Source organism: Collinsella sp. AM42-18AC (assembly GCF_003467965.1).
Lineage (GTDB): Bacteria > Actinomycetota > Coriobacteriia > Coriobacteriales > Coriobacteriaceae > Collinsella.
In genome coordinates this window covers 124,039-150,223 of record NZ_QSFY01000001.1, presented here as the reverse complement: position 1 = coordinate 150,223, position 26,185 = coordinate 124,039, and the positions used below count along the sequence as shown (strand labels likewise).

Here is a 26,185-nt window from a genome sequence, read left to right as displayed (position 1 = left end):
TTATGGGGGTGGCTATGCCAAGCTGGAACATTCATATCGCTCAGACGGAGCGTTTGCTGGAGCGCACCGATGCGCTTGCCAATAGCGTGCGCGACCGCAATGCCTTTTTGTTTGGCTGCGTGGTTCCGGATATCTTCGTGGGCTATATGGTCCCTGGCATCGCCGATCCCATCCCGTACCGCATTACGCACTTTGCAAAGCCCGAGCCTATCCCTAAGCCACGCGAGCACGAGTTCTGGGATACTTATGTGGCACCGTTGCTTAAAAGTTCGCCCACCGGTGCGCCGGCCGCGGCGACCTCGATTATCGAGGAACGCGAGCGACTGAACCGCGTGCACTATCCCCAGCGCTACAAGGATGCCGAGCCGGTTGCCGGTCCCGGCGCCTGTGAGTTCTCGCTTGCGTCCGAAGATGTGGCGCAGTCGCTGCTCGATTTAACGCTGGGCGTCTGGTCGCATCTGGTGGCCGATACCGTATGGAATACGCGCGTGAATCAGTACCTGGAGGCGCACGGCGGCAAGCCGTGTGAGGAGTTCCGCATTAAAAAACAAGGCGACTTTGACTGGTTTGGCAAGACGCTCGGCATTGTTTCCATCCCGCGTGCGACCGATCGTCTGTATACCGCTGCGACGCGTTTTGGGCAGTATCCCATCCATAAGGAGTATGTGCTCAAGACCATCGGCGTCATGCACGAGATTGTACGCGAAAACCCCGGCGAGCCCGATCATCCGCCGTATCGCCTGCTAACCGAGGAGTTTTTCGATGCAACGTTTACCGAGGTCATCGAGCTAACCGAGGCGGGATTTGCGGCTCGCGTTGCCGCTTCTGACGTTCCCGCAGTCCCCCTGATCGCTAGCTGCTAGCCGGCCGGCTTAACGGAGAACAGTTCATCCCAATTGACCATCAGCTCCCGTCGCAGGGTTTCTGCGGTGGTGCGCTCCTGATCGGTCTTTGGGATGTAGGGGAGCCCCGCCTTTTTATGAATGAGCTCGGCGATGTTGTTAAAGCTCTTCTTGTCCTTGATCTGGTCGTAGGTAATTTGTATGACATCGTAGCCCATGCTGGTGAGCGCGGTGGTGCGCTCGGCATCGGAGAGACTTGCGGCTTCGCTGTCATGGGCGGAGCGGCCTTGGCATTCCAAAATGACGCCCATGCTGTCGGTGTTGCTCTCTATGAGGATATCGGCGTAGCAGCAGGTTTTGTCATACAGTGAGCGCGCGGCGTCGCTGAGTGGGATGCGCACGTTGTTGGTGATGCCGATACCCAGGCCGCCCTCGTCACGGGGGAGTGAGACGAGTATGGATGTTTGGACTTCGAAAGGCGAGGCGGTCTGCCCCGTCATGTGCTCGGCCGCCCAGCGCAGTTGTTTAACGCCGCGCAGGCCTGCGGCCTGCTTGGCGAACGCGGCGATATTCGCTGCGCTGAGGAGCGGTGGGCGCTTCCATAGGTCGGTGTCCTTACCGTTGACGTCGTTGATTTGCTCCCAGCCGCAGTTGGGTGGAATGAGCTTAAGCGAAATGGCTTCATCGAGTTGTTGTTGCGTTCGCTCGCAGGGCCTAAACACTGCAAAGGAGCCGCACATCTCGTAGCAAGCCATGAGTAACTGGTTGCGTGAGACCTGCGTGGCAAGGTTGAGCAGCGTAAACTCGGGCGATGTGACATCAAATCCATGCTCAGTCTGCCTAAACGACCCAGGAGGCGGTTCTTGGGTCAGGAGGTGCGATTTAAACAGGCTTCGCGATCCGGATTGTGCCCGAGTGAATACAAGCCTGTGAAGCGGTGCGTGAAGCAGGTCTTTTACAACTGCATGACTTGCGAGGCCGCAACATCTGAGATCCATGTTGCCAAGGCTAATGGCGGGGTAAAGGCCAAATACCTGCGGCGGGATACGGTGATAGTAAAAAGCGGATTGACCGCATAACGTCAGGTCCATGACGTCCTCCAGGTCGAAATGTGCTTTTGGACCGTGTGATGCCAGCGTCAATTCGGAAGTATGCGGCAAAATCTAAACCCTGTGAGCAGACCTGGCTTTTGAGGCTAGTTTATCAGGCATTTTGTTGCGAAAAAACAGGGTGTGCTCGGAGGTTTCAGAATTTGCCGCATACTTTCGAAAACGCGGTCGATTTGGACCATGCTAAAACGATTTAGCAGCCTCGGTTGGGATGTGGGTTTGCCACCGGGCGGACGCTACTGATGCTGGGAACGCTCGTTTTGGGCCTCGAAGGGTGGATTTCGCGCTTCTGGTAAAGAAATAGGTGCGTGTCATGCCGTGCGGTAGGCATCGGCGCACAGAAAAAGGGCCCGGAAGGCAAAGCCTTCCGGGCCCTTTGTAATGCAAATCTGCTTGCAAGTGCGTTTTAGCGCACCTGAGCGACGTAAGCGACGTTGGTCGAGGAGACCTTGTCCTCGAGCTGGACGCTCATGCGGGGATCGCCGGCGGTAGCGACGGTCAGGTCGCCGGCCTCGACGTAGCCGAGCTCCTTAGCGGTCTCGATCGCCTTGACGATCGTGCCGTTGACGGTGCCCTGGGTAATCTCGGCCTGGTGCGGGATAACGCCCCAGTACATGATCATCTGCTGGACGGCCCACTCGTGGCGGGAGAACGCGCAGATCGGCATGTTGGGACGGAAGTGCGAGATCAGGCGAGCGGTACGACCGGTGGTCGTCGGCACGGTGATGCACTTGGCGCCAACGGTGGTGGCCATGTTCACAGCGGACATACCCACAACGTTGTTGACGACGCGGGTGCCGTGAGCATCGGCCGGAACCTCGAGCGGAGCGTGAGCCGGGAGGTACTTCTCGGTCTCGAGGGCAATGCTGGCCTGCATCTTGACGGCCTCGACCGGGTACTTACCGGCAGCGGACTCGCCAGAGAGCATAACGGCGTCGGTGCCGTCGTAGATGGCGTTAGCAACGTCGGCAACCTCGGCGCGCGTCGGGCGCGGGTTCTGCTGCATGGAGTCGAGCATCTGCGTAGCGGTGATAACGGGCTTGTAGGCCGCGTTGCACTTGGCGATGATCTCCTTCTGGATGTGGGGAACGAGCTCGGGCTTGATCTCGATGCCCAGGTCGCCACGGGCGACCATGATGCCGTCGGAAGCCTCGAGGATCTCGTCGAAGTTCTCGACGCCCAGGGCGCACTCAATCTTCGGGAAGATCGTCACGTGCTCGCCACCGTTCTCGCGGCAAAGCTCGCGGATGCCGCGGACGGACTCGCCGTCACGGATGAAGGAAGCGGCGATGTAGTCGATGTTCTCGGTCAGGCCAAAGAGGATGTCCTGACGATCGCGCTCGGTGATGGCGGGCAGCGAGATGTTGACGTTGGGCATGTTGACGCCCTTGCGCTCGCCGATCAGGCCGTCGTTCTTAACGACGCAGGTCATGTCCTGGCCGTCGACGGACTCGACCTCGAGGGCAACCAGGCCGTCATCGATCAGGATGAGGGAGCCCTTCTCGACCTCGGAGGGCAGAGCCAGGTAGTCGAGGGAGATGTGCTCAGCGGTGCCGTGGAAATCCTCGGACGTGGGCTGAGCGGTGACGACGATCTTGTCGCCGGTCTTGACGGCAACCTTCTTGCCATCGACCAAAAGGCCGGTGCGGACCTCGGGGCCCTTGGTGTCGAGCAGGATGCCGACGGGCATACCGAGCTCCTTGGAAATACGGCGGACGCGCTCGATGCGACCGCGGTGCTCGTCGTAGGAGCCGTGCGAGAAGTTAAAACGGGCGACGTTCATGCCCGCCTTGATCATCTCGCGGATGGTCTCGTCGCTATCGCAGGCGGGACCCATGGTGCATACAATCTTGGTGCGCTTGTACATTCAGACCTCCATCTGACATCGTCTTGCGCTGATAGATAAACCATAAGAAATAAAACTGAGATGATTATAACGAAATGCCGACCGAATACCCCCAAAAATCGACCGTATGCCGAATTAGAAGTTCATTTTTTGCGGAAAAACGGTATATGCAAAAACTTTACCAACCGTTCTAACCGCTGCTATCTGGGCGATATTTTAGTTCGATGATGCGCCGAAGAAAAAACGTTTTATCAATCTTGAGCATCACACTGTCTGCACCGTTGCGCCTGTGCCGTGTTTCCAGATGGAATGTTTTGGCTAGACCCGTCGCTTTGGGGTACCATAGCTCCACTATCAACTGCCGCTCAGCACGGCAGCCTTGATGAGCCCTTGCCCTTCTCCTGGGAATTATGATCGGGCATCAATCTGCTGAGTGGCCCGAATCCCAGGAGGGGACTCTATATGCAAAAGGAATACCTGTCCGCCGCGGCGGAGGTACTCAGCGACCAGGGTGTCGATGAGAACCTTGGCCTGAGCAACGACGAGGCGTCGTCGCGCCTCGCCAAGACAGGCCCTAACAAGCTTGAGGAAGCCGAGAAGACGCCGCTGTGGAAGCGTTTCTTTGAGCAGATGGCCGACCCCATGGTCATCATGCTGATCGTTGCCGCCGTCATCAGCGCACTTACGGGCATGGTCAAGGGCGAGCCCGATTTTGCCGACGTCGCCATTATCATGTTCGTCGTTATCGTCAACTCGGTGCTGGGCGTGGTCCAGGAAGCCAAGAGCGAGGAGGCCCTCGAGGCCCTGCAGGAAATGAGCGCGGCGCAGTCCAAGGTGCTGCGCGACGGCAAGCTCGTGCACCTGCCGAGCGCCGAGCTCGTGCCCGGTGACGTGATCATGCTCGAGGCGGGCGACTCGGTCCCGGCCGACTGCCGCGTCCTCGAGAGCGCCACGATGAAGATCGAAGAGGCCGCACTCACCGGCGAGTCCGTGCCGGTCGAGAAGCACGCCAACGTGATCGAGCTTGCCGCGGGCACCGACGACGTGCCGCTCGGCGACCGCAAGAACATGTGCTACATGGGTTCCACCGTTGTGTACGGCCGTGGCCGCGCCGTCGTGGTCGGCACCGGCATGGATACCGAGATGGGTAAGATCGCCGGCGCCCTGGCCGAGGCCAAGGAAGAGCTCACGCCGTTGCAGGTGAAGCTCGCCGAGCTCAGCCGCATCCTCACCATCATGGTTATCGTCATCTGCGTCGTCATCTTTGGCGTCGATATCCTCCGCCACGGCGTGGGTAACGTTCTCACCGACCCGACTGCCCTGCTCGACACCTTTATGGTTGCCGTCTCGCTCGCCGTCGCCGCCATTCCCGAGGGCCTGGTCGCCGTCGTGACCATCGTCCTTTCGCTCGGCGTGACCAAGATGGCCAAGCGTCAGGCAATCATCCGTAAGCTTTCTGCTGTCGAGACGCTCGGCTGCACGCAGACCATCTGCTCGGACAAGACCGGCACGCTTACCCAGAACAAGATGACCGTCGTCAAGCACGAGCTCGCTGCGCCCAAGGAAAAGTTCCTGGCCGGCATGGCGCTGTGCTCCGATGCCCAGTGGGACGAGGAGCTGGGCGAGGCCGTGGGCGAGCCGACCGAGTGCGCACTCGTCAACGATGCCGGCAAGGCTGGTCTTACTGGCCTGACTGCCGAGCACCCGCGCGTGGGCGAGGCCCCGTTCGACTCGGGCCGTAAGATGATGTCCGTGGTCGTCGAGACCCTGGACGGCGAGTACGAGCAGTACACCAAGGGCGCGCCCGACGTGGTGATTGGCCTGTGCACCCATATCTACGAGGGGGATAAGGTCGTCCTCCTGACCGAGGAGCGCCGCGCCGAGCTCGTGGCGGCCAACAAGGCCATGGCCGACGAGGCCCTGCGCGTGCTGGCGCTGGCGAGCCGCACCTACACCGAGGTTCCCGCCGACTGCAGCCCCGCTGCGCTCGAGCACGACCTGGTCTTCTGCGGCCTGTCCGGCATGATCGACCCGGTCCGTCCCGAGGTGGCCGACGCTATCCGCGAGGCGCACGACGCCGGTATCCGCACCGTCATGATCACGGGCGACCACATCGACACCGCCGTGGCCATCGCCAAGCAGCTGGGCATCGTCGCCGATCGCAGCCAGGCTATCACCGGTGCCGACCTCGATCGCATGAGCGACGAGGAGCTCGACGCGCACATCGAGGACTACGGCGTGTACGCTCGCGTCCAGCCCGAGCACAAGACCCGCATCGTCGAGGCCTGGAAGTCGCGCGACCAGATCGTGGCCATGACGGGCGACGGCGTCAACGACGCCCCGTCCATCAAGCGCGCCGACATCGGCGTCGGTATGGGCATCACTGGCACCGACGTCACCAAGAACGTCGCCGACATGGTGCTTGCCGACGATAACTTCGCCACCATCATCGGCGCCTGCGAAGAGGGTCGTCGCATCTACGACAACATCCGCAAGGTCATCCAGTTCCTGCTTTCGGCCAACCTTGCCGAGGTCTTCTCGGTGTTCATCGCCACGCTCATCGGCTTTACCATCTTCCAGCCGGTGCAGCTGCTGTGGGTGAACCTGGTCACCGACTGCTTCCCCGCGCTCGCGCTGGGCATGGAGGACGCCGAGGGCGACATCATGAAGCGCAAGCCGCGCAACGCCAAGGACGGCGTCTTTGCCGGTCACATGGGCCTGGACTGCGTGGTCCAGGGCCTGATCATCACCGTGCTGGTGCTGGCGAGCTTCTTTGTGGGCGTGTACTTTGACATGGGCTACATCCACATCGCCGATATGATCGCCGGCAATGCCGACGAGGAAGGCGTGATGATGGCGTTCATCACGCTCAACATGGTCGAGATTTTCCACTGCTTCAATATGCGCAGCCGTCGTGCGTCGCTGTTTAGCATGAAGAAGCAGAACAAGTGGCTGTGGGCTTCGGCCGCGCTGGCGCTGGTGCTGACGGTTATCGTGACCGTGCAGCCGACGCTTGCTGAGATGTTCTTTGGCCCCGTGACGCTTGAGCTCAAGGGCGTTATCGCCGCCTTGGGCCTTGCCTTCCTGATCATTCCGCTGATGGAGATTTACAAGGCGATCATGCGCGCGGTCGAAAAAGAGTAGGTCGAAAGGCTGTCCTTCCCACCGGCCCGACCGCCTGCGGGGTTTCTTCTTCGCTGGTCCTCGCGCTTCGCGCTGCGGGATCGCTCAGAAGAAACCCCTCCCGGCGTCGGGCCTTCGGATAGCCTCTCGAGACCATTGGCTGAGGGAAAGTGTGTGAGCCGGTCGAGCGTTTGCTCGACCGGCTCTTTTTTTGTGGGTAAAATACCTGCTCAGTTGTGATTTTTGGTGCTGGGAGGCGTTTGTGGCTAAGGCTAAGGCTAAGGCGAAGAAAAAGACGACGGGGGCGCGGGCTAAGCGCGATCGTCGTCGGAAGCTCGCGACCGAAGCCCCTGCATCTGCTGAGGAGTTGCTGGCGAGTGTACCGGGGCTTGACGCGTTGCAGGATGTTCCGGCGTTCGATGACCTGCCGGTCGATGCGGCTCAGCAGGCTGCATTTGACGACTTTTGTGCACAGGCCGAGGAGCCCGAGCAGATGCAGCTCGGTGCCGTGGTGCGCCTGGACCGCGGGTTTCCGCTGGTGGCGACTGCCGATGACACGTTTCGTGCCGAGCATGCCGTAGGGTTTGCCAAGTCGCGTGGCGAGGACGAGGTCTTGCTGCCCGCTGTGGGCGACCGCGTGGCGGTTCGCCGTGCTCCCGGGCACGACATGGGCGTGATCGAGTGCGTACTGCCGCGCCGTACGAGCTTTGAGCGTTGGCGTGGCCGTGCCCGCGGTGAGCGCCAGGTGCTCTGCTCCAACGTTGACAGCGTGCTGATCGTGCAGGCGCTCGGCGCCGGCGAGGTGCTGCTCGATCGTGTGGCGCGCTCACTGGTGTTGGCGCTCGATTGCGATGCCGAGCCGGTGGTGGTGCTCACCAAGGCCGACCGCTGCGAGGTCGATGAGCTCGAACGCGATCTGGACCGCGTGCGCCGTCTGGTGGGTCCGGGCGTGCGCGTGATCGTGACGTCTTCTGCTGATGGCCTCGGCCTGGACGAGGTGCGCGCCTGCGTGCCGGCTGGGGGCTGTGCCATGATCCTGGGCGAGTCGGGCGCCGGCAAGTCGACGCTGCTCAACGCGCTGCTGGGCCACGATGCGCTGGCCACTGGCGGCGTGCGCGAGCGTGATGACCAGGGCCGCCACACCACGGTTGCGCGCGTGATGGTGGCGCTGCCGGGCGACGCCGGCGTGATCGCCGATGCCCCGGGCCTGCGCAGCCTGCCGCTTGTGGGACATGAGCGGGGTCTGGCGCGCGCCTTCCCCGAGATCGTCGAGGCATCGCGTGCGTGCCGGTTTGGCGACTGCACGCATACCCACGAACCGGGTTGCGCCGTTCGCGAGGCCGAGGACGCCGGGCAGATCGACAGCCTGCGTCTGGAAACGTTCCAAAATCTGGCGTCATCCATGCGCGTGAGCGCTCAAATGCTCGATCCCGATGTCCATCTGTAATTGATTTTTCCTATGACAGCCGTCTCCCAACTGTTCGGGAGACAGCTTTTTTGCTGCGGAAAAGCCTCGAAACATGCAGTTTGCTGACGTGCTGACCAAAACCTTGCCACGAGCTTGACGGGCTGGTCAGCTTTTGGTCAGCGATTGGTTTGACATCGAAAACCAAGATTGCGATTGCGCCGCTTTGCACTCTGGCCGCCCAGACAATGGTGGTACGGGCATTCGCCCGGCACTGCCATGAGAGGAGCGGCCGTGAACAAGAGCAAGCGCATCGCCATCAGTCTGGTCGCGGGCGTGCTCGCTGCTCTGCTCTGCATGGTTTACGGCTCGTCGATCCGCTCGCAAGCCGAACAGGTCCAGGCTGAGACCTTGGCCAAGTACGGTGGCGATCGCGTCGAGGTATGCGTCGCGGCGCGCGATATCGATGTGGGTGAGACCCTCGATGAGACCAATGTCATAACCCAGGAGTGGCTGACGAGTCTGCTGCCGCGTGACGCGGCGACCGAGCTACGCCAGGTGCGCGGCGACGTGACGACTTCGCGTATTCCCAAAAACGCCGTGATCTGCAATGTCTACACCAAGGCCGAGAGCCACATGCTCGAGGTACCTAAGGGCAAGGTCGCCGTTTCGGTGGCGGTCGATGCCGAGCACTCGGTCGGCGGTGCTGCGGGCGTGGGCAGCTACGTGGACGTGTACGTGCAAAAAGACGGCGTAACCGATCGGCTGTGCGGCGCGTACGTGATCGATACCAGTGAGGATTCCGGTTCCACGCGCGAGGGCAAGATCGAATGGGTGACGCTGGCGGCTGACCCCGAAGACGTCAAGGAACTGCTGGGAGCCTCGGGCAAGGGAACAGTCAGCTTGACGATTCCCGCCACGGCGCGCGGCAAAAAGAGCGGAGGCGACGAGTGATGAAGGCGATCTGGCTTGCGTGCTGCGCGTGCGGTGATTACGGGCTGTTGCAGCGGGAAGTCGAGGGCCGTGATGTGGGTGCACAGGTGCTTCGCGTGGGTGACCTGGACGGGCTGGTTTCCATGGCGCGGGCGTTTCCGTCGCGCCGCGGGGCTGCCATCATCGCGGCGTCTCTGTTTGATACCGAAGATGTGCGCAAGACTGTTGCGCGCCTGACGGCCGAAGGCCGCGTGAGTCGCGTGGTCGTGTTGATAGAAGCGCTCGATCCGTCGGATATCGAGGGGCTGTTTCGCGCGGGGGCGACCGAGGTCATCGCTGCGCACAGTATATGCGGCAACGGGCGTGCGGGCGAGGGAGCGGTTGATTCCGATCGGCGCATGACGATTGAGCCCGATGCTTTTGTTGATAGGGAACCCGGGGCGCCTCGCGCTACAAGAGGCCCGCGTGTTGATGATTATGGAAAAGCGGAAGCCGAGCATGGTCGGCGCCCCCGGAACCCCCTTGTATGCGATGACGCTGGAGGGCCGGCGCAGCATGCTGGCGACTCCCCGGCTGTAGATATGGGATACGTGCACGGCGTGAATCTGGTGGATGAACTCGACGAAGTTGAGGGCTTTGCCGGGTGCGGCGAGTTGTCGCTAATGCAGCATGAGCAGATTGCGCAGAACGAGCCTGCCTCGCAGACCGAACAAGCTGCCATGCCGGCTTGGACGCAGCGTGTGGTTGCGGCGGGGGAGACGGGGGCGCTGCCACCGACGCCCGCCCCGCCGCCTCCGATGCCGCCGGCAGACGCTGCCGCTCCGCCGCATCGAGCTCCGGTCATCTGCGCTATTTCGGGTTCGGGCGGTTGCGGCAAGTCGACGATCGTTGCCACCATGGCACACACATCGTCGCTGTTGGGCTTGCGTGCCGCCGTGCTCGACCTGGACCTGATGTTTGGAAACCTTTACGACTTGTTAGGCGTCGATGCTCCGCGCGATATGGCGGCACTTATCGAGCCGTCGGCGGCGGGCACGCTCACCGAGCCGGATATCGTAGCCACATCGATGCGCGTGGCGCCGGGCGTTACGCTCTGGGGTCCCGTCGCGGCGCCCGAGCAAGCTGAGCTCATGGCGCGTCCGGTGGAGCTACTGCTTGATGTTCTGCGTCGTGAATCCGACGTGGTCTTTATCGATACCTCGGTCTTTTGGGGCGACGCCGTGGCGGCTGCGGTGGCGGCGAGCGACCGTTGCCTGGTCGTTGGCGATGCGGCGGTGTCGTCCGCGACATCGGCGTCGCGCGTCATCGAACTGGCAAGTCGAGTAGGTGTGCCGCGCACGCGCATGAGCGCCGTGTTCAACCGGTTCGGTGCGCGCGGGGCAGACGAGGACGTCGCCATGCGCTTTGAGATTGCCTGTGCGTTGAGCTCCAAGATTCGTATCGCCGATGGCGGGCAGGATCTCGCCGCGCTCATGGCGTTTGGGCGCGCTGACGAGGCGGTGGGGCAGACCAGTGCTTTTGCGACTAGCATGCGCGAGGCCACGCGCGAGATGCTCGTGGAACTGGGGTGCGCCGTCGGCCCTTGGGGCGATATGGTCGCCGACCGTGCAACGCGTACCGAACGCCCGCGTATCCGCCTTCCCTGGTTGCGCGAGGGTGATCAGCGATGAGCCTGCAAACGAGGATTAAGGCTGCCGGCGCTGCAGCGGCGGCAGCGCCTGTAGATGCGGGGCGTCGCCGCGCGGTGAAACGACGCACCAAGCGCGCCGTGATGGACCGCATGGGTTACGACGAAGTGGCGCGTATCAGCGCCTATATCGACCCGGCACTTGCCCGCTCGGAATTGCGTCCTGCGGTGGAGGCGGCGCTCAATGTTGAGGAGCCGACCGATCTCGCGACGCCCGAGCGCGAAACCATCATCGACGAGATTTTGGATGACGTGGTGGGCTTGGGGCCGTTGCAGCCGCTCATCGAGGACGACACCGTTACCGAGATCATGATCAACGGCTGCCGCTCGGCTTTCTTTGAACGCGGCGGCGTCTTGTACCCCATCGAGCATGCATTTGAGGATGATGAACAGATCCGTGTGCTTATCGACCGCATCATCTCGCCACTTGGCCGCCGTATCGACGAGCGCAGCCCCATCGTCAACGCCCGCCTCAAAACGGGTTATCGCGTCAACGCGGTGATTCCGCCTGTGGCGATTGACGGACCGATTCTCACCATCCGAAAGTTCTCGGACCGTATCTGCTCGCTGGACGAGCTTGTGGGGCTGGGGTCGCTGCCGCTTTGGTATGCGCAGCTGCTGTCGTGCGCGGTGTCGCTGCGACAGGACCTGGCGGTTGCGGGAGGCACGGGATCTGGTAAGACCACCCTGCTCAACGCGTTGTCATGTGAGATTTCCACCGGCGAGCGCATCGTGACGATCGAGGACTCTGCCGAGCTCAAGTTTGCGCATCATCCGCACGTGGTGCGCCTAGAGGCGCGCGAGGCTTCAATTGAGGGTGAAGGCGCGGTGACGATCCGCGACCTGGTAACTAATGCCCTGCGCATGCGCCCCGACCGCATCGTGGTGGGCGAGGTGCGCGGTGCCGAGTGCTGCGACATGTTGCAGGCCATGAACACGGGCCACGACGGGTCGCTCACCACACTTCATGCGGGTTCAGAACAGGAGACCGTGGTGCGTCTGACGTTGCTTGCACGTTATGGCATCGATCTGCCGAGCGAGCTCATCGAGGAGCAGATTGCCATGGCGCTCGACGGCATCGTGATGTCCGAGCGCCACGCCGATGGCAGGCGTTTCGTCTCCTCGTATTCGGGGGTGCGACGCGCCGCATCGGGTGGCGTAGAGCTCGAGCGCTATGTGACGTTCGATGCCGCCGAGCGCACCTGGACGCTTGACCGCGAGCCGCCGTTTATCGCAGAAGGCCTGCGGTCGGGGACGCTCACACAAGAGGAGGTGGACGAATGGAGATCACTGTGCCCCTCGTCGTAGGGGGCTTGGCAGGGCTTTCTGTCGCGACGGCGTGCGGGGCGGAACCTCGTGTGCCGCAGGTACCGCTGGCGGAGCTGGCACGTCAGGCGCTCGAGATGGTGGCAGAGAAGCTGCCGCGTGAGCTGGTGGAAAACGATCTGCTGAAAAAGATCGCCCGTTCGTGGGCATCGCTGGCTCCGGCGCATCGCCTTGGCCTCGTGATCGAAGATGCTTCGGGACGTTTGGCGTTTCTGCTGCTATCGAGCGGTGTCTGCTGCGTTTTACTAACGATGGTGTCGTTATCGCCCCTCGGATTTGCCTTGGGACTTGTTGCTCCGTTTGCCGTTGGTGCCGCTCGGGATGGCTTTGAGAGCCGGCGCGAGCAACACGATGCAGAAGAGGCAATGCCCGAGGCGTTTACCGCACTTTCCATGTCGCTTGCCTCGGGACATTCGCTGGCCCAGGGCATGCGCTTTGTGGGCGCTCATGCGCAAGAGCCAGTGCATACCGAGTTTTTGCGGGTGGCGGCGGCGATCGATTGCGGCATCTCGGCGACCGACGCGCTCGATGACTTGCTCGTGCGTATCGACGCCCCCGGTCTTTCGCTTGTGACCTTGGCGCTTAAGGTGTCTCAGCGCACCGGCGCTCCGCTTGCCGACTTACTGTCCGAGGCGTCGAGCATGGTGGGGGAGCGCATTGAGCTCAAGCGCCGCCTGGATGTTAAGACGTCGCAGGCTCGCATGTCTGCGCATATGGTCGCGGCGATGCCGGCGGGCATGTGCGCGGTGTTGGCGCTGCTTTCGGCAGATTTTCGTCGCGGTCTTGCGACGCCTGCCGGCGCGGGCGCTGTGGTGCTGGGTCTTGCCCTCAACGCCGTTGCCCTGGTGGTTATCCGGCGCATTATGCGGGTGGAGCTATGAGCGCCCCGGTTGCAGTTGCGGCTTGCCTGTGCGCCCTGAGTGTATTTGTCGCGACGGGTTTGGATCGGGCGGATGCACGCAAGATCGCAGGGGCCTGCATGCGCGAGGCGGTGCTGGTCGCTGCCGCGGGTCGCTCGGTGGTCGATGCTCTGACCGCGCGAGTGAAGGGCGCGGTTGGAGCGGGCGGCCCGGCGCGAGTGTCGCTCGGCGAAGTGTCCGAGATGATCGATGTTGTGCGCTTGGGTCTTTCGGCCGGTCTTTCGTTTGATGCGGCGCTTGAGATTTTCTGCGCCAACCGCCGGTCAGTGCTGGCTCTTCGCCTTGAACGCGCCTGTATGGCGTGGCAGGTGGGCGTGGGCACGCGTGAGGACGAGTTGTTGGCCGCCGCGCGCGACCTGGACGTGCGAGCGCTCGAGACCTTTGCCATCACGGTGGGGCAGGCGCTCGCCCTGGGTGCCCCACTTGCCGAGACGCTGGCCGCTCAAAGTCGCGAGATCCGTGCGGCTCATCGCGCCGCGGTCGAGCGCGAGATCGAGCGTGCACCCGTCAAGCTGCTGATTCCCACCGGCACGCTCATCTTGCCGGCGTTGCTTCTGTCCATATTGGGCCCGCTGCTGGGAGCAGGCGGGATGATGTAGGGAGGAATACATGAACACGATGACTGACGCTGCTGGCAAGGTCCAGGGCTGGGCGTTTTGCCGGGCGGCACATGTTCGTCAGCGCGCCAAGGAACTATTGCAGGAGGAGAGTGCACAGGGTACCACCGAGTATGCCATCTTGGTCGGCGTGCTCGTGGTGATCGCGATTATCGCCATCGTCGCATTTAAGGGCAAGGTCCAAGATCTATGGAACGCTATCAGCGAGGGCATCAACAGCCTGTAGAGGGCGAGCGCCCCGTCGGGGTGCTGCTGGTGTTTGCTTGCCTGACCGTGGCGATAGCGGCGGTGCTTTGGGGGCTTAACGCCGCGCGGCAGCAGCGTCCTGGGACCGCCTCCGATTTGGGCTCAGATTCGGCGGTGGCGTCTCAAAAAGATGAGATGCGAGATGCGGACGATTCGGATGTCGCTGTCACGGCGCAAACCTTTCTGCGGACGCTCGACAAGCGGTCTGGCACTGCGACGGATTCGCCTGGGGGCAACGCGATTGTGGTCCGGCTTGCATGGTCCGAGGACCGACCGATGACCGAAGCGGCGGCGGATGTGCTGCGTTCCTATCGCGAGGTACCCACGGCGCAACTTGCTCTGAGCGGCTATCTCGACATCAAGGGAAACGTGTGGGGCGCCATCGTGCGCGACGGACGCGGCTGGGTCGATATGGTGACGGTTGCCGCGGATACTGGCGATGCTTCGTGTCGTCTGCGCGCCGTGCGCCTGGTCCCGCAAACAATAAGCTCAAAGGAGGGGTCGTGAAATGCATGGCGTTCTGCGTGAGGAGGTTGCCCAAGCGACTGTGGAATACGCCATCGTCACGGTGGCGCTGTTATCGATCGTGCTGGCGATTGCGGGACTTTGGCGTGCTGGCACCGATGGGCGCTTGGCGGCGCTGGTTGAGCGGGCGGCATCCCATGGCGTTGCCTCGATGTCGGTTATCGACGCCGCTGCGGGCGCTAAGGACATCGCGTTGTATTGATATCGCGTGCGAGGACCGGGCGCAGTCTACGGTCGAGGCCGCTTTTTTGCTGCCGACGTTTCTGACGCTCATCCTTCTCGCACTGCAACCGGTGTGCCTGCTCTATACGCGCGCGGTCATGGAGTCTGCCGCCGCCGAGACCGCGCGGCTCATGACCACGACGACGGCGGAGGACGACGATCTTAAGGAGTTCACCCGCCGCCGACTTGCCGCAGTGCCCAACGTTTCGATCTTTCATGCCGGCGGGCCGTTGTCGTGGGATATCGAGCTTGGCCGGGCCGGTGCGGGTGGTGTCTCGTCCGTGTCCGTTTCCGGCGAGGTCAAGCCGTTGCCTGTGATCGGTGCGTTTGCGCAGGCTATGGGTGGTACCGCCGAGGGCGGCTACGTTGAGCTCAAGGTCGATGTCTCGTATCAATCGCGTCCCGAATGGCTGGAGGGAGATTATGATTCGTGGATTGCTGCATGGGATTAAGTGTTTCTGGTCTAGACGCGTTTTGACGCACCGTCCGAGCTGCCATCGCAAGCGAGGCGGCTTTATGGGTCGAGCCGGTGTCGATCTGTTTATCGAAGACGGCGCCTATACCACGCTTTCTTCTGCCGTGGTCATCCTAGTGGTGCTCACATTGTTGTTTTCGTCGACCGCGGCAATATGGAGCATGTCGCGTGCCGGGGATACCCAGGTGGCGGCTGATAGCGGCGCGCTGGCGGGTGCCAACGTAGTGTCGTCCTATCACACGGCTGCCACGGTGGTTGATGCGAGCATCTTGAGTCTGGGGCTGGCGGGGTTTGCCACGATCGGGACGGGCCTGGTCGCCATCCTCATCCCGGGTGCCGAGCCGGTTGCCGGCAATATGGTCGACACCGGGATTGAGATCATTAAAACGCGCAACAAGTTTGCCAAAAGCGCATCGGAAGGCTTACAGAAAATCGAGACGGCTCTGCCGTATCTGATCGCCGCGCGTGCCACGCAGGCGGTGTCGGCGCAGGATACCGATAGTGTGACCTATACCGGTACGGCGCTTGCCGTGCCCAGGACATCCGAGTCTGACTTCGCTGCGCTCGAGGGGTCCGAGATCTCGACCGATGCCATTAAAGACACATCAGATGATTTAGAGTGTGCGGCCGAGGAGCTGCGGAAGGCTTCTGAGGACACGGCGAAGGCTAAAGAGCGTGCTTGGCTGGCGGATTGTGGTGGGTCTGACAAGGGCTCGGTCGGCAGCTGTTCTTGCATGTGGGAGCGTGCGAAAAGCCTAACGGATCTCTCCGGTGTTCAAAATCCGCATTACTCATCGAGCGTTACGTGGGAGCTCCAAGTTGCCCTTGATCGCGCGAAGGACTACTACCATTGGCGTCTGACAAATGAGAAGCCCCACGGCTCGAGTGTCGAGATGAAGGCAGAGTCTGCGGCGCGTAAGGCGTTTTATACCTATGCGAGCGCGGAGGTCGATCGGGCGCATATAACCGAGAACGGAGACAGGGTTTCCTCCTATATTCCGCTGCTGCCGCGCAACTCTGATGAGGTTCGGGCGACGGAACTCTATACCGATGCGGTGTGGCCGACTAGCGTGAACGATGACAAGGCGTATCTGCATTACGGGACGACCTGCCCTAACTATAAGAAAGGGACGCCGAGCGGATTTGCTTCGGTTGCCGATTACGATGGACAGGATAAATGCAGCAAATGCCATTTTGGCGTTTTGTCGCTTGGTGCTGTTGCGGCGCCTTCAACCTCTATCGAAAACGGCTTCGAATATCACTTCGACGAGTTCAAAAAGGCCTTGGAGGAATACGTCAAATGTCGGAACAAAGAGCTTGAGCTCATGCGTCAGACCGAGGATGAGGCCGACCGTGCGAGCAATGCGTTTGACCAGGCCATTAAAGCGCTTTCGGGCGAGCGTCCGCGTATCGCTCCGCCCGGTCGCAACGGCGTGGTTGCCTTTGCGGTTTCGGGTGCCATCTCGAGCCCCGATGAGCTCAACTCTTCGTTTAACACGGCAGTCAGGCTTGGCGATCGTGGTGCCATCTCTGCCGCGGTGCTGGCGCCCGATGAGGCGACGGCGCAAAACAACGTGCTTTCGCGATTTTTCTCGACATTGAAGGAACGCTCGGGTGGCGTTGCCGGCGTACTCGATGGCGTCATGGATGTCTGGGGACGGCTGCTTGTGGGATACGGAGACATCCAAGGTTCGGCCGACGAACTTATGGACGAGATGATTAAAGGCCTAGGAGGGGGCAGCGGCGCGTTGGGCTCCATCGCATCGTGGCTCGGCGATACCGTTTCGGCGTCCGTGGCGGCGCTGGGTTTGGAACCGTGCGACTTGCGCCTGCGAAAGCCGGTGCTGACTGATTCCGCCAACGTCATTAAGAGCCCGGGGTCTGACATTGCTGGTCTCTCTCAAGCGCAAGACAAACTGCGAAGTATTCCGTTGGGCGTGACCGATCCCAAGGCGCTTTGCGAGGCGTTGGAATATCAAGTCGAACGCACCATCAGCGGTACGGTGTTCACGCTTGCGGAGATTCCTCTGCCCGGCGGCGGCTCCATCCCGCTCACCGTCGATGTCGCCACGCTGGTTGGCGCTCTGGGCGGTGGGTCGTAATGAGTATCCGCATGCGTCTGCGCGAGGAGCGCGCCCAAGCGACGGTGGAGATAGCAGTGGTTACGCCCGTTTTGCTGGTGCTGGCACTCATCGTATACAACGTCATGATCTATGCCAGCGCTGTCGCGCGCTTCGACCGCGTGGTGCCCGACATCGTGTTGGCGCACGCCGTGGCGCCGAGCGGGGAGGGCGACGAAAGCTCTGTCGATGCCTCGGCGACGGTCCGGACTCAAATTCTGAATGCCATGGAAGGCTATGACTTGCAGATCGAAGTGTCGAGCGAGCAAGGCGCGGAGGCATCGGATGGTGGCCTGCTCTCCCTATCCGGTACGTTTAGGACCTACACCTGCACCATGCACTATGAGCCGTGGCCGACTTCTCTCAGCATCGCTGGCGTTCCGCTGGGGGCGCCGACAACGTTGTCGCACGAGCGCGCGGTGACGGTCGATCCATGGCGTCCGGGGGTGGTCATGTGACCGCGGTCTCGTCCTACATCGCCTACGCGCGGGCACTCAATAGGCTGGGCTGGACGCCGGCCGAGTTTGCGGTGGCGGAGTCGTTTGCCGTGCGCCTGCGCGGCATGCTGGGACGGTGTCCGGTTGCCGCCAACGGTCTGCCGCTCGTCATGGCATTTCCACGCTGCTCTTCGGTCCATACGTGTTTTATGGCCTATCCCATCGATATCGCCTTTATCGATGCACGTGGCTATGTCCTCGTATGCTACGAAAACGTACGTCCCTGGCGTATGTGCTCCTGCCCCGGCGCCTGGGCCGTACTAGAGCGTCCTTCAATCATTGTTTCGACCCCTGCTCTCCAACGCGTGCCGGCTTAAGGGACTGAGCGAAAAATTTCTTGCTGCCGGCTGATGCCTCTGACGTGCCGATTTATAGAACCGAGGCTGTGCTCAAAAACTTTTTTAAAATTCTCGGTTGACCGGAACGCGTCCTTGGTTATACTAATCAAGCCTTGAAACAAGGCACACCTCAAATGGCTGGGTAGCTCAGTTGGTAGAGCAGAGGACTGAAAATCCTCGTGTCAGGGGTTCGATTCCCTTCCCCGCCACCTTGAATTGACTAGGACCTCTGCAAAGGGGTCCTTTTCTTTTATGTAGCCCTCGCACGGAATCGAACCCCGTGAGGGCGCGGAGCTGAGTAAACGCGTAAGCGTTTGCCAGCGCAGCTCGCAAGGCGCGTAAGCGCCGCAGCGGTCCGTCCGCGCAGCGCGCGGACGCGATTCCCTTCCCCGCCACCTTGAATTGACTAGGACCTCTGCAAAGGGGTCCTTTTCTTTTATCGAGGGCTCTGCGGAAACTGCGTCCCGGAATCCGGCGTCAGAATGGGACGTGCTTTCCTTTTGCAGCCTTTGGCGGAAACTGCATCCCAGATCCCGCGCTCAGAACGGGATGCATTTTCCGGTTGAGGCCTCGAACGGAAAGCGCATCCCAGTCTTTTGCGAAAAACGGGATGCGCTTTCCGGCGCTTACTTCCGACGTGCGTGCACATCTCGGCGCACCAGCTCGTGCCCACCTGTCCCAGACATTCCTCCCACTTTCGCGTCACTTTGCAGACCGTTCGGTCGCCTGTCCGCACACGCGGGTATACTCAAAACGATACTTTTCCTATGCAATACGATGCAGGCTCGGCCTGCACGATCCGAAGGGGGCAGTGATGGAGAGGATACTCGGCGTTAATCTCTCTGGCTGGTTTATTCCCGAGCCTTGGGTGACCCCGTCGCTGTACGCGGCGACCGGTGCATCCAACGCGGCCGAGCTACAAGAGGCCATGGGTACCGCCGCCTATAACGAGCGCATGCGCCGCCATTACGAGACGTTTGTGAGCGAGGACGATTTTCGCCGCATGGCGCAGATCGGTCTCAATGCCGTGCGTCTGCCGGTGCCCTGGTATGCCTTTGGTTCGCAGGAGTCCGATGCGTCCTACATCTCGGTTGTCGACTACATTGACCGTGCAATTGAGTGGGCTGCCAAGTACGACATCCGCGTGCTGCTCGATCTGGCAACCGTGCCCGGTGGCCAGGGCGATTCCAACGATTCGCCCGCCACGCCGGAGGCTGTTGCCGAGTGGCATTCGTCCACTAACGGCCGCCATGTCGCACTCGACGTGCTCGAGCGCTTGGCCGATCGCTATGGCGAGGCCGAGAGCCTGCTGGGCATTGAGCTGCTGGACACGCCGCAGATGAGCGTTCGCAAGAGCCTCTTCACCATGACGGATGGCATTCCTGCTCACTACCTGCGCAATTTCTATCGCGATGCCTACGAGCTCGTCCGTTCGTATATGCCCGAGGATAAGATCGTCGTCTTCTCGTCGTCGGGGCATCCCAGCGAGTGGAAGCATTTTATGCGCTGCGCCAAGTACAAGAACGTCTACATGGACCTTCACCTGTACCATTACCGCGACGAGTATGCGCTCGACATCACGAGCCCTCGCGGGCTGACGACGGCGATTTCGCGTAACAAGCGCGAGCTTAAAGAAGCGATTTCGACTGGGTTCCCCGTGCTGGTGGGCGAATGGTCGGGCGCGGCGATCTTTGCCAACTCGTCGGTTACGCCCGAGGGCCGCAATGCCTACGAGCGCGTGTTTATCGCCAACCAGCTGGCTTCGTTTGCGCCGGCTGCCGGTTGGTTCTTCCAAACGTGGAAGACTGAGAAGCGCATTGCAGCATGGGACGCCCGCGCGGCGCTCGGTACGCTCGAGCGCGGCATGATTGAATAGGTTGATATGACGCAAAACAGCGCCCATACGGGCAAACTCTATGTGGTCGGCACGCCCATCGGCAACCTGGGTGACCTGTCCCCGCGCGTTGGCGAGGCCTTTGCCGCTGCCGATGTCATCTGCTGCGAAGACACGCGTGTGACGTCAAAGCTGCTGATGCACCTGGGCATTTCCAAGCCGCTTGTCCGTTGCGACGAGAATGTGATCGCCAGCCGCGCCGCCGGCCTGGTCGACCGTCTGCTGGCGGGGGAGACCCTCGCTTTTGCCTCGGACGCCGGCATGCCGAGCGTGTCCGATCCCGGCCAGGCGCTGGTCGAGGCGGCGCGTGAGGCCGATGTGCCCGTCGAAGTTATTCCCGGGCCCTCTGCTTGCGTCACGGCGCTTGTTTCGTCCGGCATTCCCTGCGAGCATTTTTTCTTCGAGGGCTTTTTGGGCCGAAAGCACGGCGACCGTGTGCGCCGTTTGCAGCGCCTTGCCGTGGTGCCCGGCGCACTCATCTTCTACGAGTCTCCACATCGCATCGTGGCGACGCTCGAGGCCGTGGCGGAGGTCTTTCCCCAGCGTGAGGTTGCCGTCTGCCGCGAACTCACCAAGCTGCACGAGGAGGTCTTGCGCGGGCCCGCTGACCAGCTTGCCGAGGAGCTGCGTGCTCGCGGCGAGGTAAAGGGCGAGATTGCGCTGGTCATCGCGCCGCCGAGCGAGGATGAGGAGGCCGGTATCGTGCCGGTCGGCGCCACGGCAGCGGATCCCGACGAGGCCCTGCGCGAGGATATCCGCGCCGCGCTCGAGGAGGGGGAGCCCGCGTCTGCGGTGGCCAAGCGCCTGTCTCAGAAGTATTCGCGCCGCAAGCGCGATGTCTATGCCATGGTGCTCGATATGCAATAGATGGAGGATATCCAGCCCTTGCGCTAGAATCATCCTCTGTATGCAACGTTTTTCTGGAGGACAAACCCCATGGATCAAAGCAAGCCTTCGTTCTTTATCACGACGCCCATCTACTACGTCAACGCCGATCCGCACCTGGGCACGGCTTATTCCACCATCATCGCCGACGTTCAGGCTCGCTATCGCCGTTCCGCCGGCTATAACGTCAAGTTCCTGACCGGCATGGACGAGCACGGCGAGAAGGTCGCCGAGGCCGCAGCCAAGCATGGCATGACGCCGCAGGAGTGGACCGATAGCCAGGCCCCGCACTTCAAGGAGCTTTGGAGCAAGCTCGAGATTTCCAACGACGACTTCATCCGCACCACCGAGCCGCGCCAGCATCATGCCGTGCAGTACCTGTGGGAGCGCATGAAGGAGTCCGGTTACCTGTATAAGGGCAGCTACGACGGTTGGTATTGCGTGCCTGACGAGACCTACTTCACTGATACGCAGGTCCAGAAGGGCGACGAGGAGTACGGCAGCGTCGGCCAGCATCTATGCCCCGACTGCCACCGTCCGCTTGAGCGCGTCCAGGAGGAGTCCTACTTCTTTAAGCTTTCCGCCTTCCAGGACAAGCTGCTCAAGCTCTATGACGAGCACCCCGACTTTGTCGAGCCCGCGTTCCGCATGAACGAGGTGCGCAGCTTTGTCGAGGGCGGCCTTAACGACCTTTCCGTAAGCCGTACAAGCTTTGACTGGGGCATTCAGGTCCCGTTCGACGAGGGCCACGTGACCTACGTGTGGTTCGACGCGCTGCTCAACTATATGACGGCCGTCGGCTACGGTGTCGATACCGATGAGGCCCGTGCCGAGCTGGCCTATCGCTGGCCCGCGCAGTTCCACATCGTGGGCAAGGACATTATCCGCTTCCACTGCGTCATTTGGCCTGCCATGCTCATGGCCATCGGCGAAGCCCTGCCCGAGCACGTCTTTGCTCACGGCTTCCTGACCGTGCGCAATGCCGAGACCGGCAAGGCCGAGAAAATGTCCAAGAGCCGTGGTAACGCCATTGCTCCGCAAGACGTTATCGACATGCTGGGCGTCGAGGGCTATCGCTACTACTTTATGACCGACGTGGTGCCCGGCACCGACGGCGCCATCAGCTTCGAGCGCATGGAGCAGGTCTACAACGCCGATCTGGCCAACAGCTGGGGCAACCTTATCTCGCGTTCGCTCAACATGAGCGGCAAGTACTTTGACGGCTGTGCACCTGCCAAGCCTGCATCGTTCGATGCGTTCGACAACCCGCTGGCAAAGATCGCCGACGGCCTGGCCGAGCGCTACATGGCCAAGATGGACGTGCTGGATTACGGCGGAGCTAAGGACGAGGTCATGGAGCTCATCCACGCCGCTAACCATTACATCGAGGACTCCGAGCCTTGGGCGCTTGCCAAGGACGAGGCTAAGGCCGACGAGCTGGCATTTGTGATCTACAACCTGCTCGAGGCCATCCGCATCGCCGCTCACCTGCTGATGCCGCTCATGCCCCAGACTTCTGCCGAGGCTCTGCGTCGCCTGTCTTGCGAGGACGAGGCCGCGAGCGACGACCTCAAGGGCATCTGCACTTGGGGCCTGCTTGCCGGTGGTCAGCCCGTCGAGAAGGGCGAGCCGCTGTTCCCGCGTCTGGGCTAAGACGCCGCGCGCCATATCGGCAATTTGCTGTGTAACGGTAAGGGCATGGCCGCAACGGTCCATGCCCTTTTGCTTTACGATGCAGCCACCATGTTAAGGAGGCAACCATGACAACTTCGCCTTTGGCAAACCCCACGGCAACGAGGGAGCTGCTAGAGGAGTTTGGCCTTGCGACCAAGCATCGCCTGGGCCAAAACTTCCTGATCGACAACCATGTGATCGAACGTATCTGTGAGCTCGCCGAGCTTGCGGGCGATGAGCGCGTGCTCGAGGTCGGCCCGGGCGTTGGCACGCTCACGCTTGCCCTGCTGCAGGAGGCGGCGTGCGTTACGTCGATTGAGGCCGATCCCGAGCTTGAGCCGGTGCTTGACGCCCACGCCGCCGACTATGCCAACTTCCGCTTTATCATGGGCGATGCGCTCAAGGTGACACCGGAACAAATCGAGCAGGTTGCGGGCGGTAAGCCGACGGCGTTTGTCGCGAATCTGCCCTATAACGTGGCGGCGACGATCATCCTTCAGTTCTTCAAGACGATGCCCGCACTTAAGCGCGCTGTCGTCATGGTGCAAAGGGAAGTTGCAGATCGTATTGCCGCAACGCCGGGCAATAAGACCTATGGCGGCTACACGGCAAAGCTCGGCCTGTATGCGCAGGTGACGGGGCGCTTTGAGGTACCGCCGCGCTGCTTTATGCCGGCGCCGCATGTGGATTCTGCCGTCGTGCGCATCGATCGCGTTGACGGCGTGGTACCCGAGGGCATCGACCGCGAGTTTGTGGCTCGTGTGATCGACGCCGCGTTTGCTCAGCGCCGCAAGACGATCCGCAACTCCATGAGCGCCAATGGCTTTGCCAAGGACGCACTCGACGCCGCCTTTGAGGCCTGCGGTATCGCACCTACCACGCGCGCCGAGGCGCTCGACGTCGCCGCCTTTGTCCGTTTGGCTCAGGAGCTTTCCCATGACGTCTAATGTCGAACGCGTGACGTTTACCAAGAAAAAGAAGACGGTTGCTTGTCCCGTGCCCTTGGCGCCGCTTGCCGATACGCACGCGCACCTGCTTTCGTTTTGGGGCAAAGAAGCGCCCGAGACGCTCGTGCGCGCCAAAGCTGCGGGCGTCGACCTGTTGGTGACGATGTTCGACCCCATCGCTGACAAACGCAGCGTGGCGGACTATAGCGACTGGCTGGTTCGCGAGATCCTGCCGATGCGGGATATTCCGCAGGTCAAGTATCTCGCTGGTGTGCATCCGTATGGTGCGCCCGACTACACCGATAACATCCATGCCCAGATTGTGACTGCACTCGATGATTCCCTATGCGTTGGCATTGGCGAGATCGGTTTGGACTACCACATGGATTACGACGACGACATCGCGCCGGCGCCCCACGACGTGCAGATCGACTGTATGGCGCGCCAACTCGAGGTTGCCGTACGCCGCAATGTGCCGGTAGAGCTGCATCTGCGTCATGAGGACACGGACGGGGAGCGCACCTCGCATGTGGACGCCTACAACGTGTTGCGCGAGGTCGGCGTGCCCCAGGCCGGTTGCGTACTGCACTGCTTTGGCGAGGACCGAGCCACGATGGAGCGCTTTGTGGATTTGGGTTGTTACATCGCCTATGGCGGCGCGGCTACCTTTAAGCGCAACGACGACGTGCGCGAGGCATTCGCGGCAACACCGCTCGACCGTATTTTGTTCGAGACGGATTGTCCCTATATGGCGCCGGAGCCCATTCGCGGTCTTGAGTGCGAGCCTGCAATGATTTCCATCACAGCAAACGCACTGGTCAACGACCGCGTCGATCGTACCGGCGAGGACCCCGAAGCAATCGCTCGAGCCGCCTGGGAAAACGCCTGCAAACTTTTTCAAAAATAGTTCTTGCGTTTGCGGTGGCGCTCCGTTATTCTAATTCCTGCACGCGGGCGTGGCGGAATTGGCAGACGCGTACGGTTCAGGTCCGTATGGGGGCAACCCCATGAAGGTTCAAGTCCTTTCGCCCGCACCATTGATTGAAAGAGCTCCCAGCAATGGGAGCTTTTTTGTTATGGGCCCATCGCGGGGACTTGAACCTGCGAAGGAGCGAGCGTAAAGAAAACGCGGAGCGTTTTAGCGAGCTGGCGAGGGCGCCGGCAGGCGGCCGAAGCCGGTGCGTATCCGCGAAACGGATACGCGGACGTCCTTTCGCCCGCACCATTGAATGAAAGAGCTCCCAGCAATGGGAGCTCTTTTACGGGCCGTTTTTGGCAGATTTGACCTATCGATTTCGCGCGGTAGATGCCCCTGTGGTCAAAAAGTGGCAAATATGAGTACTGGCACAAAAATAGAGACATTTCACGAAGCCATTTTTGCTCATTTTACGCAACAGATGTACGCTAATTTGGCTCAACCTTGAGACAAAATGAAGTAATTTCGATAGACCTCGGGTTCAAAGAGGCGATTTTGACCCAAATACGCTGCTACTAAACTGGTAACAGTACTCATATTTGGCCTTTTTTGACCACGGGCCCTCTTATTGGTGTCATGCGGCTGCCCCGTGCGGGTATCCTAGTGCCAACGTGCGCCTATCAGAGGAGAGACCATGCTGTTATCCGGTATCATCGCCGCCCTTACGAGCCTACTGTTTCCCATCATCATCTTGTTGCTGCTGCTTCCCAACGCCTGCTATGTCGTTGAACAGCAGCATGCTGTGATCATCGAGCGTCTGGGCAAGTTCAACCGCATCGTCAACGCGGGCTTCCACATGAAGGTGCCCGTGATCGACCGCAAAGCCGCCACGGTGAGTCTGCGCACCATGAAAAACGGTTTTGGCATCGACGTTAAGACCCAAGACAACGTGACTATCGGTCTTGAGGTCTCTGCTCAGTACCACGTGAGCTATGACATGGGCGCCGGCCCGGCAGATTCGGGCATCTACAAGAGCTACTACATGCTGCAGGAGCCCGTCGACCAAATGCGTGACTTCATCACCGATGCCTTGCGCTCCTCCATCCCCGTCTACACGCTCGATGAGGTCTTTGCCAAAAAGGATGACATCGCCAAGGACGTCAACGCCACCGTGTCCGAGCAGATGGCCGCCTATGGCTTCACCCTCGTGTCGACGCTCATCACCAAGATTGCGCTGCCGACGGAGGTCGAGAACTCCATGAACGACATCAATGCCGCCCAGCGCAAGCGCGCTGCGGCGCAGGAGCTCGCCGAGGCCGACCGCATCAAGCGCGTCACCGAGGCGACCGCCGAGGCCGAGGCCATGGAAAAGGCAGGCGAGGGCATCGCCAATCAGCGCAAAGCCATCGCGCTGGGCATCAAAGACTCGCTCGAGATTATCCAGGAGACGGGCGTCGGTAACGACGAGGCCAACCAGCTGTTCATGTTCACGCAGTGGTCCGAGATGATGACGGAGTTCGCTCGCACGGGCAAAACCTCGACGGTCGTGCTGCCGAGCGACTTTTCGCAGTCGGCCTCGATGTTCGAGCAGATGCTGGCCGCCGGCAAAGTTCAGAACGAGTCAAAGGAGTAGGCACG

General features: G+C 61.3%; 23 protein-coding genes and 2 tRNA genes. 23 read left to right on the top strand and 2 right to left on the bottom strand.

Annotation, left to right across the window (positions count from 1 at the left end; translation table 11 throughout):
* The first annotated feature begins 14 nt into the window (after positions 1 to 14).
* A complete protein-coding gene (locus DW913_RS00605) occupies positions 15 to 863 on the top strand; it encodes a hypothetical protein (RefSeq protein WP_117797190.1) in 849 nt (282 codons plus the stop codon).
* On the opposite strand, the gene DW913_RS00600 is transcribed toward DW913_RS00605, so the two are convergent.
* Complete coding sequence (locus DW913_RS00600) at positions 860 to 1,933, bottom strand: hypothetical protein (protein WP_147349617.1); 1,074 nt, start codon at positions 1,931 to 1,933, stop codon at positions 860 to 862. The genes DW913_RS00605 and DW913_RS00600 overlap by 4 nt on opposite strands.
* A gap of 424 nt (positions 1,934 to 2,357) precedes the next feature.
* Positions 2,358 to 3,818 (bottom strand): pyruvate kinase, encoded by a 1,461-nt coding sequence (pyk, locus tag DW913_RS00595; RefSeq protein WP_117797186.1) that lies wholly within the window; start codon positions 3,816 to 3,818, stop codon positions 2,358 to 2,360.
* Between the two features lie 441 nt (positions 3,819 to 4,259).
* Between pyk and DW913_RS00590 the strand changes: the two genes are divergently transcribed.
* The 22 genes from DW913_RS00590 to DW913_RS00485 all read left to right on the top strand — a co-directional run bounded on the left by DW913_RS00590 (position 4,260) and on the right by DW913_RS00485 (position 26,180).
* Positions 4,260 to 6,941, top strand: a complete 2,682-nt coding sequence (locus tag DW913_RS00590) for a cation-translocating P-type ATPase (RefSeq protein ID WP_117797184.1) — start codon at positions 4,260 to 4,262, stop codon at positions 6,939 to 6,941.
* A 472-nt stretch (positions 6,942 to 7,413) separates the two neighbouring features.
* Positions 7,414 to 8,367 carry a ribosome small subunit-dependent GTPase A gene (gene rsgA, locus DW913_RS00585; protein ID WP_199580717.1) on the top strand — a complete coding sequence of 318 codons (954 nt, stop codon included), beginning with the start codon at positions 7,414 to 7,416 and terminating at the stop codon, positions 8,365 to 8,367.
* Positions 8,368 to 8,619: 252 nt separating this feature from the next.
* On the top strand, positions 8,620 to 9,279 hold the full coding sequence (cpaB, locus tag DW913_RS00580) for a Flp pilus assembly protein CpaB (RefSeq protein ID WP_233540904.1): 660 nt from the start codon (positions 8,620 to 8,622) through the stop codon (positions 9,277 to 9,279).
* On the top strand, positions 9,279 to 10,928 hold the full coding sequence (locus tag DW913_RS00575) for a P-loop NTPase (protein WP_117797180.1): 1,650 nt from the start codon (positions 9,279 to 9,281) through the stop codon (positions 10,926 to 10,928). Before cpaB ends, DW913_RS00575 begins: the two co-directional genes overlap by 1 nt.
* On the top strand, positions 10,925 to 12,253 hold the full coding sequence (locus DW913_RS00570; protein ID WP_006235095.1) for a CpaF family protein: 1,329 nt from the start codon (positions 10,925 to 10,927) through the stop codon (positions 12,251 to 12,253). Before DW913_RS00575 ends, DW913_RS00570 begins: the two co-directional genes overlap by 4 nt.
* Complete coding sequence (locus DW913_RS00565) at positions 12,226 to 13,152, top strand: type II secretion system F family protein (RefSeq protein ID WP_117797178.1); 927 nt, start codon at positions 12,226 to 12,228, stop codon at positions 13,150 to 13,152. The genes DW913_RS00570 and DW913_RS00565 overlap by 28 nt, the downstream gene beginning before the upstream one ends.
* Positions 13,149 to 13,790, top strand: a complete 642-nt coding sequence (locus DW913_RS00560; RefSeq protein ID WP_117583819.1) for a type II secretion system F family protein — start codon at positions 13,149 to 13,151, stop codon at positions 13,788 to 13,790. The genes DW913_RS00565 and DW913_RS00560 overlap by 4 nt, the downstream gene beginning before the upstream one ends.
* Positions 13,791 to 13,800: 10 nt before the next feature.
* Positions 13,801 to 14,034, top strand: coding sequence for a hypothetical protein (locus tag DW913_RS00555; protein WP_089572694.1), 234 nt, complete (start codon positions 13,801 to 13,803; stop codon positions 14,032 to 14,034).
* Positions 14,035 to 14,330: 296 nt separating this feature from the next.
* Positions 14,331 to 14,561, top strand: a complete 231-nt coding sequence (locus DW913_RS00550) for a hypothetical protein (RefSeq protein WP_117797176.1) — start codon at positions 14,331 to 14,333, stop codon at positions 14,559 to 14,561.
* Between the two features lies 1 nt (position 14,562).
* The gene (locus DW913_RS00545; RefSeq protein WP_006235089.1) at positions 14,563 to 14,781 is read left to right on the top strand and encodes a hypothetical protein; all 219 of its coding nucleotides are present in this window, start codon (positions 14,563 to 14,565) and stop codon (positions 14,779 to 14,781) included.
* Positions 14,717 to 15,253, top strand: coding sequence for a TadE/TadG family type IV pilus assembly protein (locus tag DW913_RS00540; protein ID WP_117797174.1), 537 nt, complete (start codon positions 14,717 to 14,719; stop codon positions 15,251 to 15,253). Before DW913_RS00545 ends, DW913_RS00540 begins: the two co-directional genes overlap by 65 nt.
* A gap of 64 nt (positions 15,254 to 15,317) precedes the next feature.
* Entirely contained in the window at positions 15,318 to 17,378 is a 2,061-nt protein-coding gene (locus DW913_RS00535) for a hypothetical protein (protein WP_117797172.1), read from the top strand.
* A complete protein-coding gene (locus tag DW913_RS00530) occupies positions 17,378 to 17,854 on the top strand; it encodes a TadE/TadG family type IV pilus assembly protein (RefSeq protein WP_117563701.1) in 477 nt (158 codons plus the stop codon). Before DW913_RS00535 ends, DW913_RS00530 begins: the two co-directional genes overlap by 1 nt.
* Positions 17,830 to 18,210 carry a DUF192 domain-containing protein gene (locus DW913_RS00525; protein WP_089572686.1) on the top strand — a complete coding sequence of 127 codons (381 nt, stop codon included), beginning with the start codon at positions 17,830 to 17,832 and terminating at the stop codon, positions 18,208 to 18,210. Before DW913_RS00530 ends, DW913_RS00525 begins: the two co-directional genes overlap by 25 nt.
* A gap of 157 nt (positions 18,211 to 18,367) precedes the next feature.
* Positions 18,368 to 18,440, top strand: a tRNA-Phe gene (locus tag DW913_RS00520).
* 605 nt (positions 18,441 to 19,045) lie between these two features.
* Positions 19,046 to 20,107, top strand: a complete 1,062-nt coding sequence (locus tag DW913_RS00515; RefSeq protein ID WP_117797170.1) for a glycoside hydrolase family 5 protein — start codon at positions 19,046 to 19,048, stop codon at positions 20,105 to 20,107.
* Positions 20,108 to 20,113: 6 nt separating this feature from the next.
* Positions 20,114 to 20,992 carry a 16S rRNA (cytidine(1402)-2'-O)-methyltransferase gene (gene rsmI, locus DW913_RS00510; protein ID WP_117640792.1) on the top strand — a complete coding sequence of 293 codons (879 nt, stop codon included), beginning with the start codon at positions 20,114 to 20,116 and terminating at the stop codon, positions 20,990 to 20,992.
* A gap of 69 nt (positions 20,993 to 21,061) precedes the next feature.
* The gene (gene metG, locus DW913_RS00505; protein WP_117797168.1) at positions 21,062 to 22,663 is read left to right on the top strand and encodes a methionine--tRNA ligase; all 1,602 of its coding nucleotides are present in this window, start codon (positions 21,062 to 21,064) and stop codon (positions 22,661 to 22,663) included.
* A 107-nt stretch (positions 22,664 to 22,770) separates the two neighbouring features.
* Positions 22,771 to 23,631, top strand: a complete 861-nt coding sequence (rsmA, locus tag DW913_RS00500) for a 16S rRNA (adenine(1518)-N(6)/adenine(1519)-N(6))-dimethyltransferase RsmA (protein ID WP_117797166.1) — start codon at positions 22,771 to 22,773, stop codon at positions 23,629 to 23,631.
* Entirely contained in the window at positions 23,621 to 24,538 is a 918-nt protein-coding gene (locus tag DW913_RS00495) for a TatD family hydrolase (protein WP_117797164.1), read from the top strand. The genes rsmA and DW913_RS00495 overlap by 11 nt, the downstream gene beginning before the upstream one ends.
* Before the next feature lie 43 nt (positions 24,539 to 24,581).
* Positions 24,582 to 24,668: transfer RNA gene (locus tag DW913_RS00490), tRNA-Leu, on the top strand.
* A 573-nt stretch (positions 24,669 to 25,241) separates the two neighbouring features.
* On the top strand, positions 25,242 to 26,180 hold the full coding sequence (locus DW913_RS00485) for an SPFH domain-containing protein (RefSeq protein ID WP_117797162.1): 939 nt from the start codon (positions 25,242 to 25,244) through the stop codon (positions 26,178 to 26,180).
* Positions 26,181 to 26,185 lie beyond the last annotated feature (5 nt).

What these genes read in the sequence shown, in the direction of transcription:
- DW913_RS00590 (WP_117797184.1), top strand. Translation starts at nt 4,260, where the DNA reads ATGCAAAAGGAATACCTGTCCGCCGCGGCGGAGGTACTCAGCGACCAG.
- DW913_RS00560 (WP_117583819.1), top strand. Translation starts at nt 13,149, where the DNA reads ATGAGCGCCCCGGTTGCAGTTGCGGCTTGCCTGTGCGCCCTGAGTGTA.
- DW913_RS00600 (WP_147349617.1), bottom strand. Translation starts at nt 1,933, where the DNA reads ATGGACCTGACGTTATGCGGTCAATCCGCTTTTTACTATCACCGTATC.
- DW913_RS00515 (WP_117797170.1), top strand. Translation starts at nt 19,046, where the DNA reads ATGGAGAGGATACTCGGCGTTAATCTCTCTGGCTGGTTTATTCCCGAG.
- DW913_RS00485 (WP_117797162.1), top strand. Translation starts at nt 25,242, where the DNA reads ATGCTGTTATCCGGTATCATCGCCGCCCTTACGAGCCTACTGTTTCCC.
- DW913_RS00570 (WP_006235095.1), top strand. Translation starts at nt 10,925, where the DNA reads ATGAGCCTGCAAACGAGGATTAAGGCTGCCGGCGCTGCAGCGGCGGCA.
- DW913_RS00535 (WP_117797172.1), top strand. Translation starts at nt 15,318, where the DNA reads ATGGGTCGAGCCGGTGTCGATCTGTTTATCGAAGACGGCGCCTATACC.
- rsmI (WP_117640792.1), top strand. Translation starts at nt 20,114, where the DNA reads ATGACGCAAAACAGCGCCCATACGGGCAAACTCTATGTGGTCGGCACG.
- DW913_RS00495 (WP_117797164.1), top strand. Translation starts at nt 23,621, where the DNA reads ATGACGTCTAATGTCGAACGCGTGACGTTTACCAAGAAAAAGAAGACG.
- DW913_RS00530 (WP_117563701.1), top strand. Translation starts at nt 17,378, where the DNA reads ATGAGTATCCGCATGCGTCTGCGCGAGGAGCGCGCCCAAGCGACGGTG.
- DW913_RS00575 (WP_117797180.1), top strand. Translation starts at nt 9,279, where the DNA reads ATGAAGGCGATCTGGCTTGCGTGCTGCGCGTGCGGTGATTACGGGCTG.
- DW913_RS00540 (WP_117797174.1), top strand. Translation starts at nt 14,717, where the DNA reads ATGGCGTTGCCTCGATGTCGGTTATCGACGCCGCTGCGGGCGCTAAGG.
- metG (WP_117797168.1), top strand. Translation starts at nt 21,062, where the DNA reads ATGGATCAAAGCAAGCCTTCGTTCTTTATCACGACGCCCATCTACTAC.
- DW913_RS00605 (WP_117797190.1), top strand. Translation starts at nt 15, where the DNA reads ATGCCAAGCTGGAACATTCATATCGCTCAGACGGAGCGTTTGCTGGAG.
- DW913_RS00525 (WP_089572686.1), top strand. Translation starts at nt 17,830, where the DNA reads ATGGCGTCCGGGGGTGGTCATGTGACCGCGGTCTCGTCCTACATCGCC.
- DW913_RS00565 (WP_117797178.1), top strand. Translation starts at nt 12,226, where the DNA reads ATGGAGATCACTGTGCCCCTCGTCGTAGGGGGCTTGGCAGGGCTTTCT.
- pyk (WP_117797186.1), bottom strand. Translation starts at nt 3,818, where the DNA reads ATGTACAAGCGCACCAAGATTGTATGCACCATGGGTCCCGCCTGCGAT.
- DW913_RS00555 (WP_089572694.1), top strand. Translation starts at nt 13,801, where the DNA reads ATGAACACGATGACTGACGCTGCTGGCAAGGTCCAGGGCTGGGCGTTT.
- DW913_RS00545 (WP_006235089.1), top strand. Translation starts at nt 14,563, where the DNA reads ATGCATGGCGTTCTGCGTGAGGAGGTTGCCCAAGCGACTGTGGAATAC.
- DW913_RS00550 (WP_117797176.1), top strand. Translation starts at nt 14,331, where the DNA reads ATGACCGAAGCGGCGGCGGATGTGCTGCGTTCCTATCGCGAGGTACCC.
- rsgA (WP_199580717.1), top strand. Translation starts at nt 7,414, where the DNA reads ATGCAGCTCGGTGCCGTGGTGCGCCTGGACCGCGGGTTTCCGCTGGTG.
- rsmA (WP_117797166.1), top strand. Translation starts at nt 22,771, where the DNA reads ATGACAACTTCGCCTTTGGCAAACCCCACGGCAACGAGGGAGCTGCTA.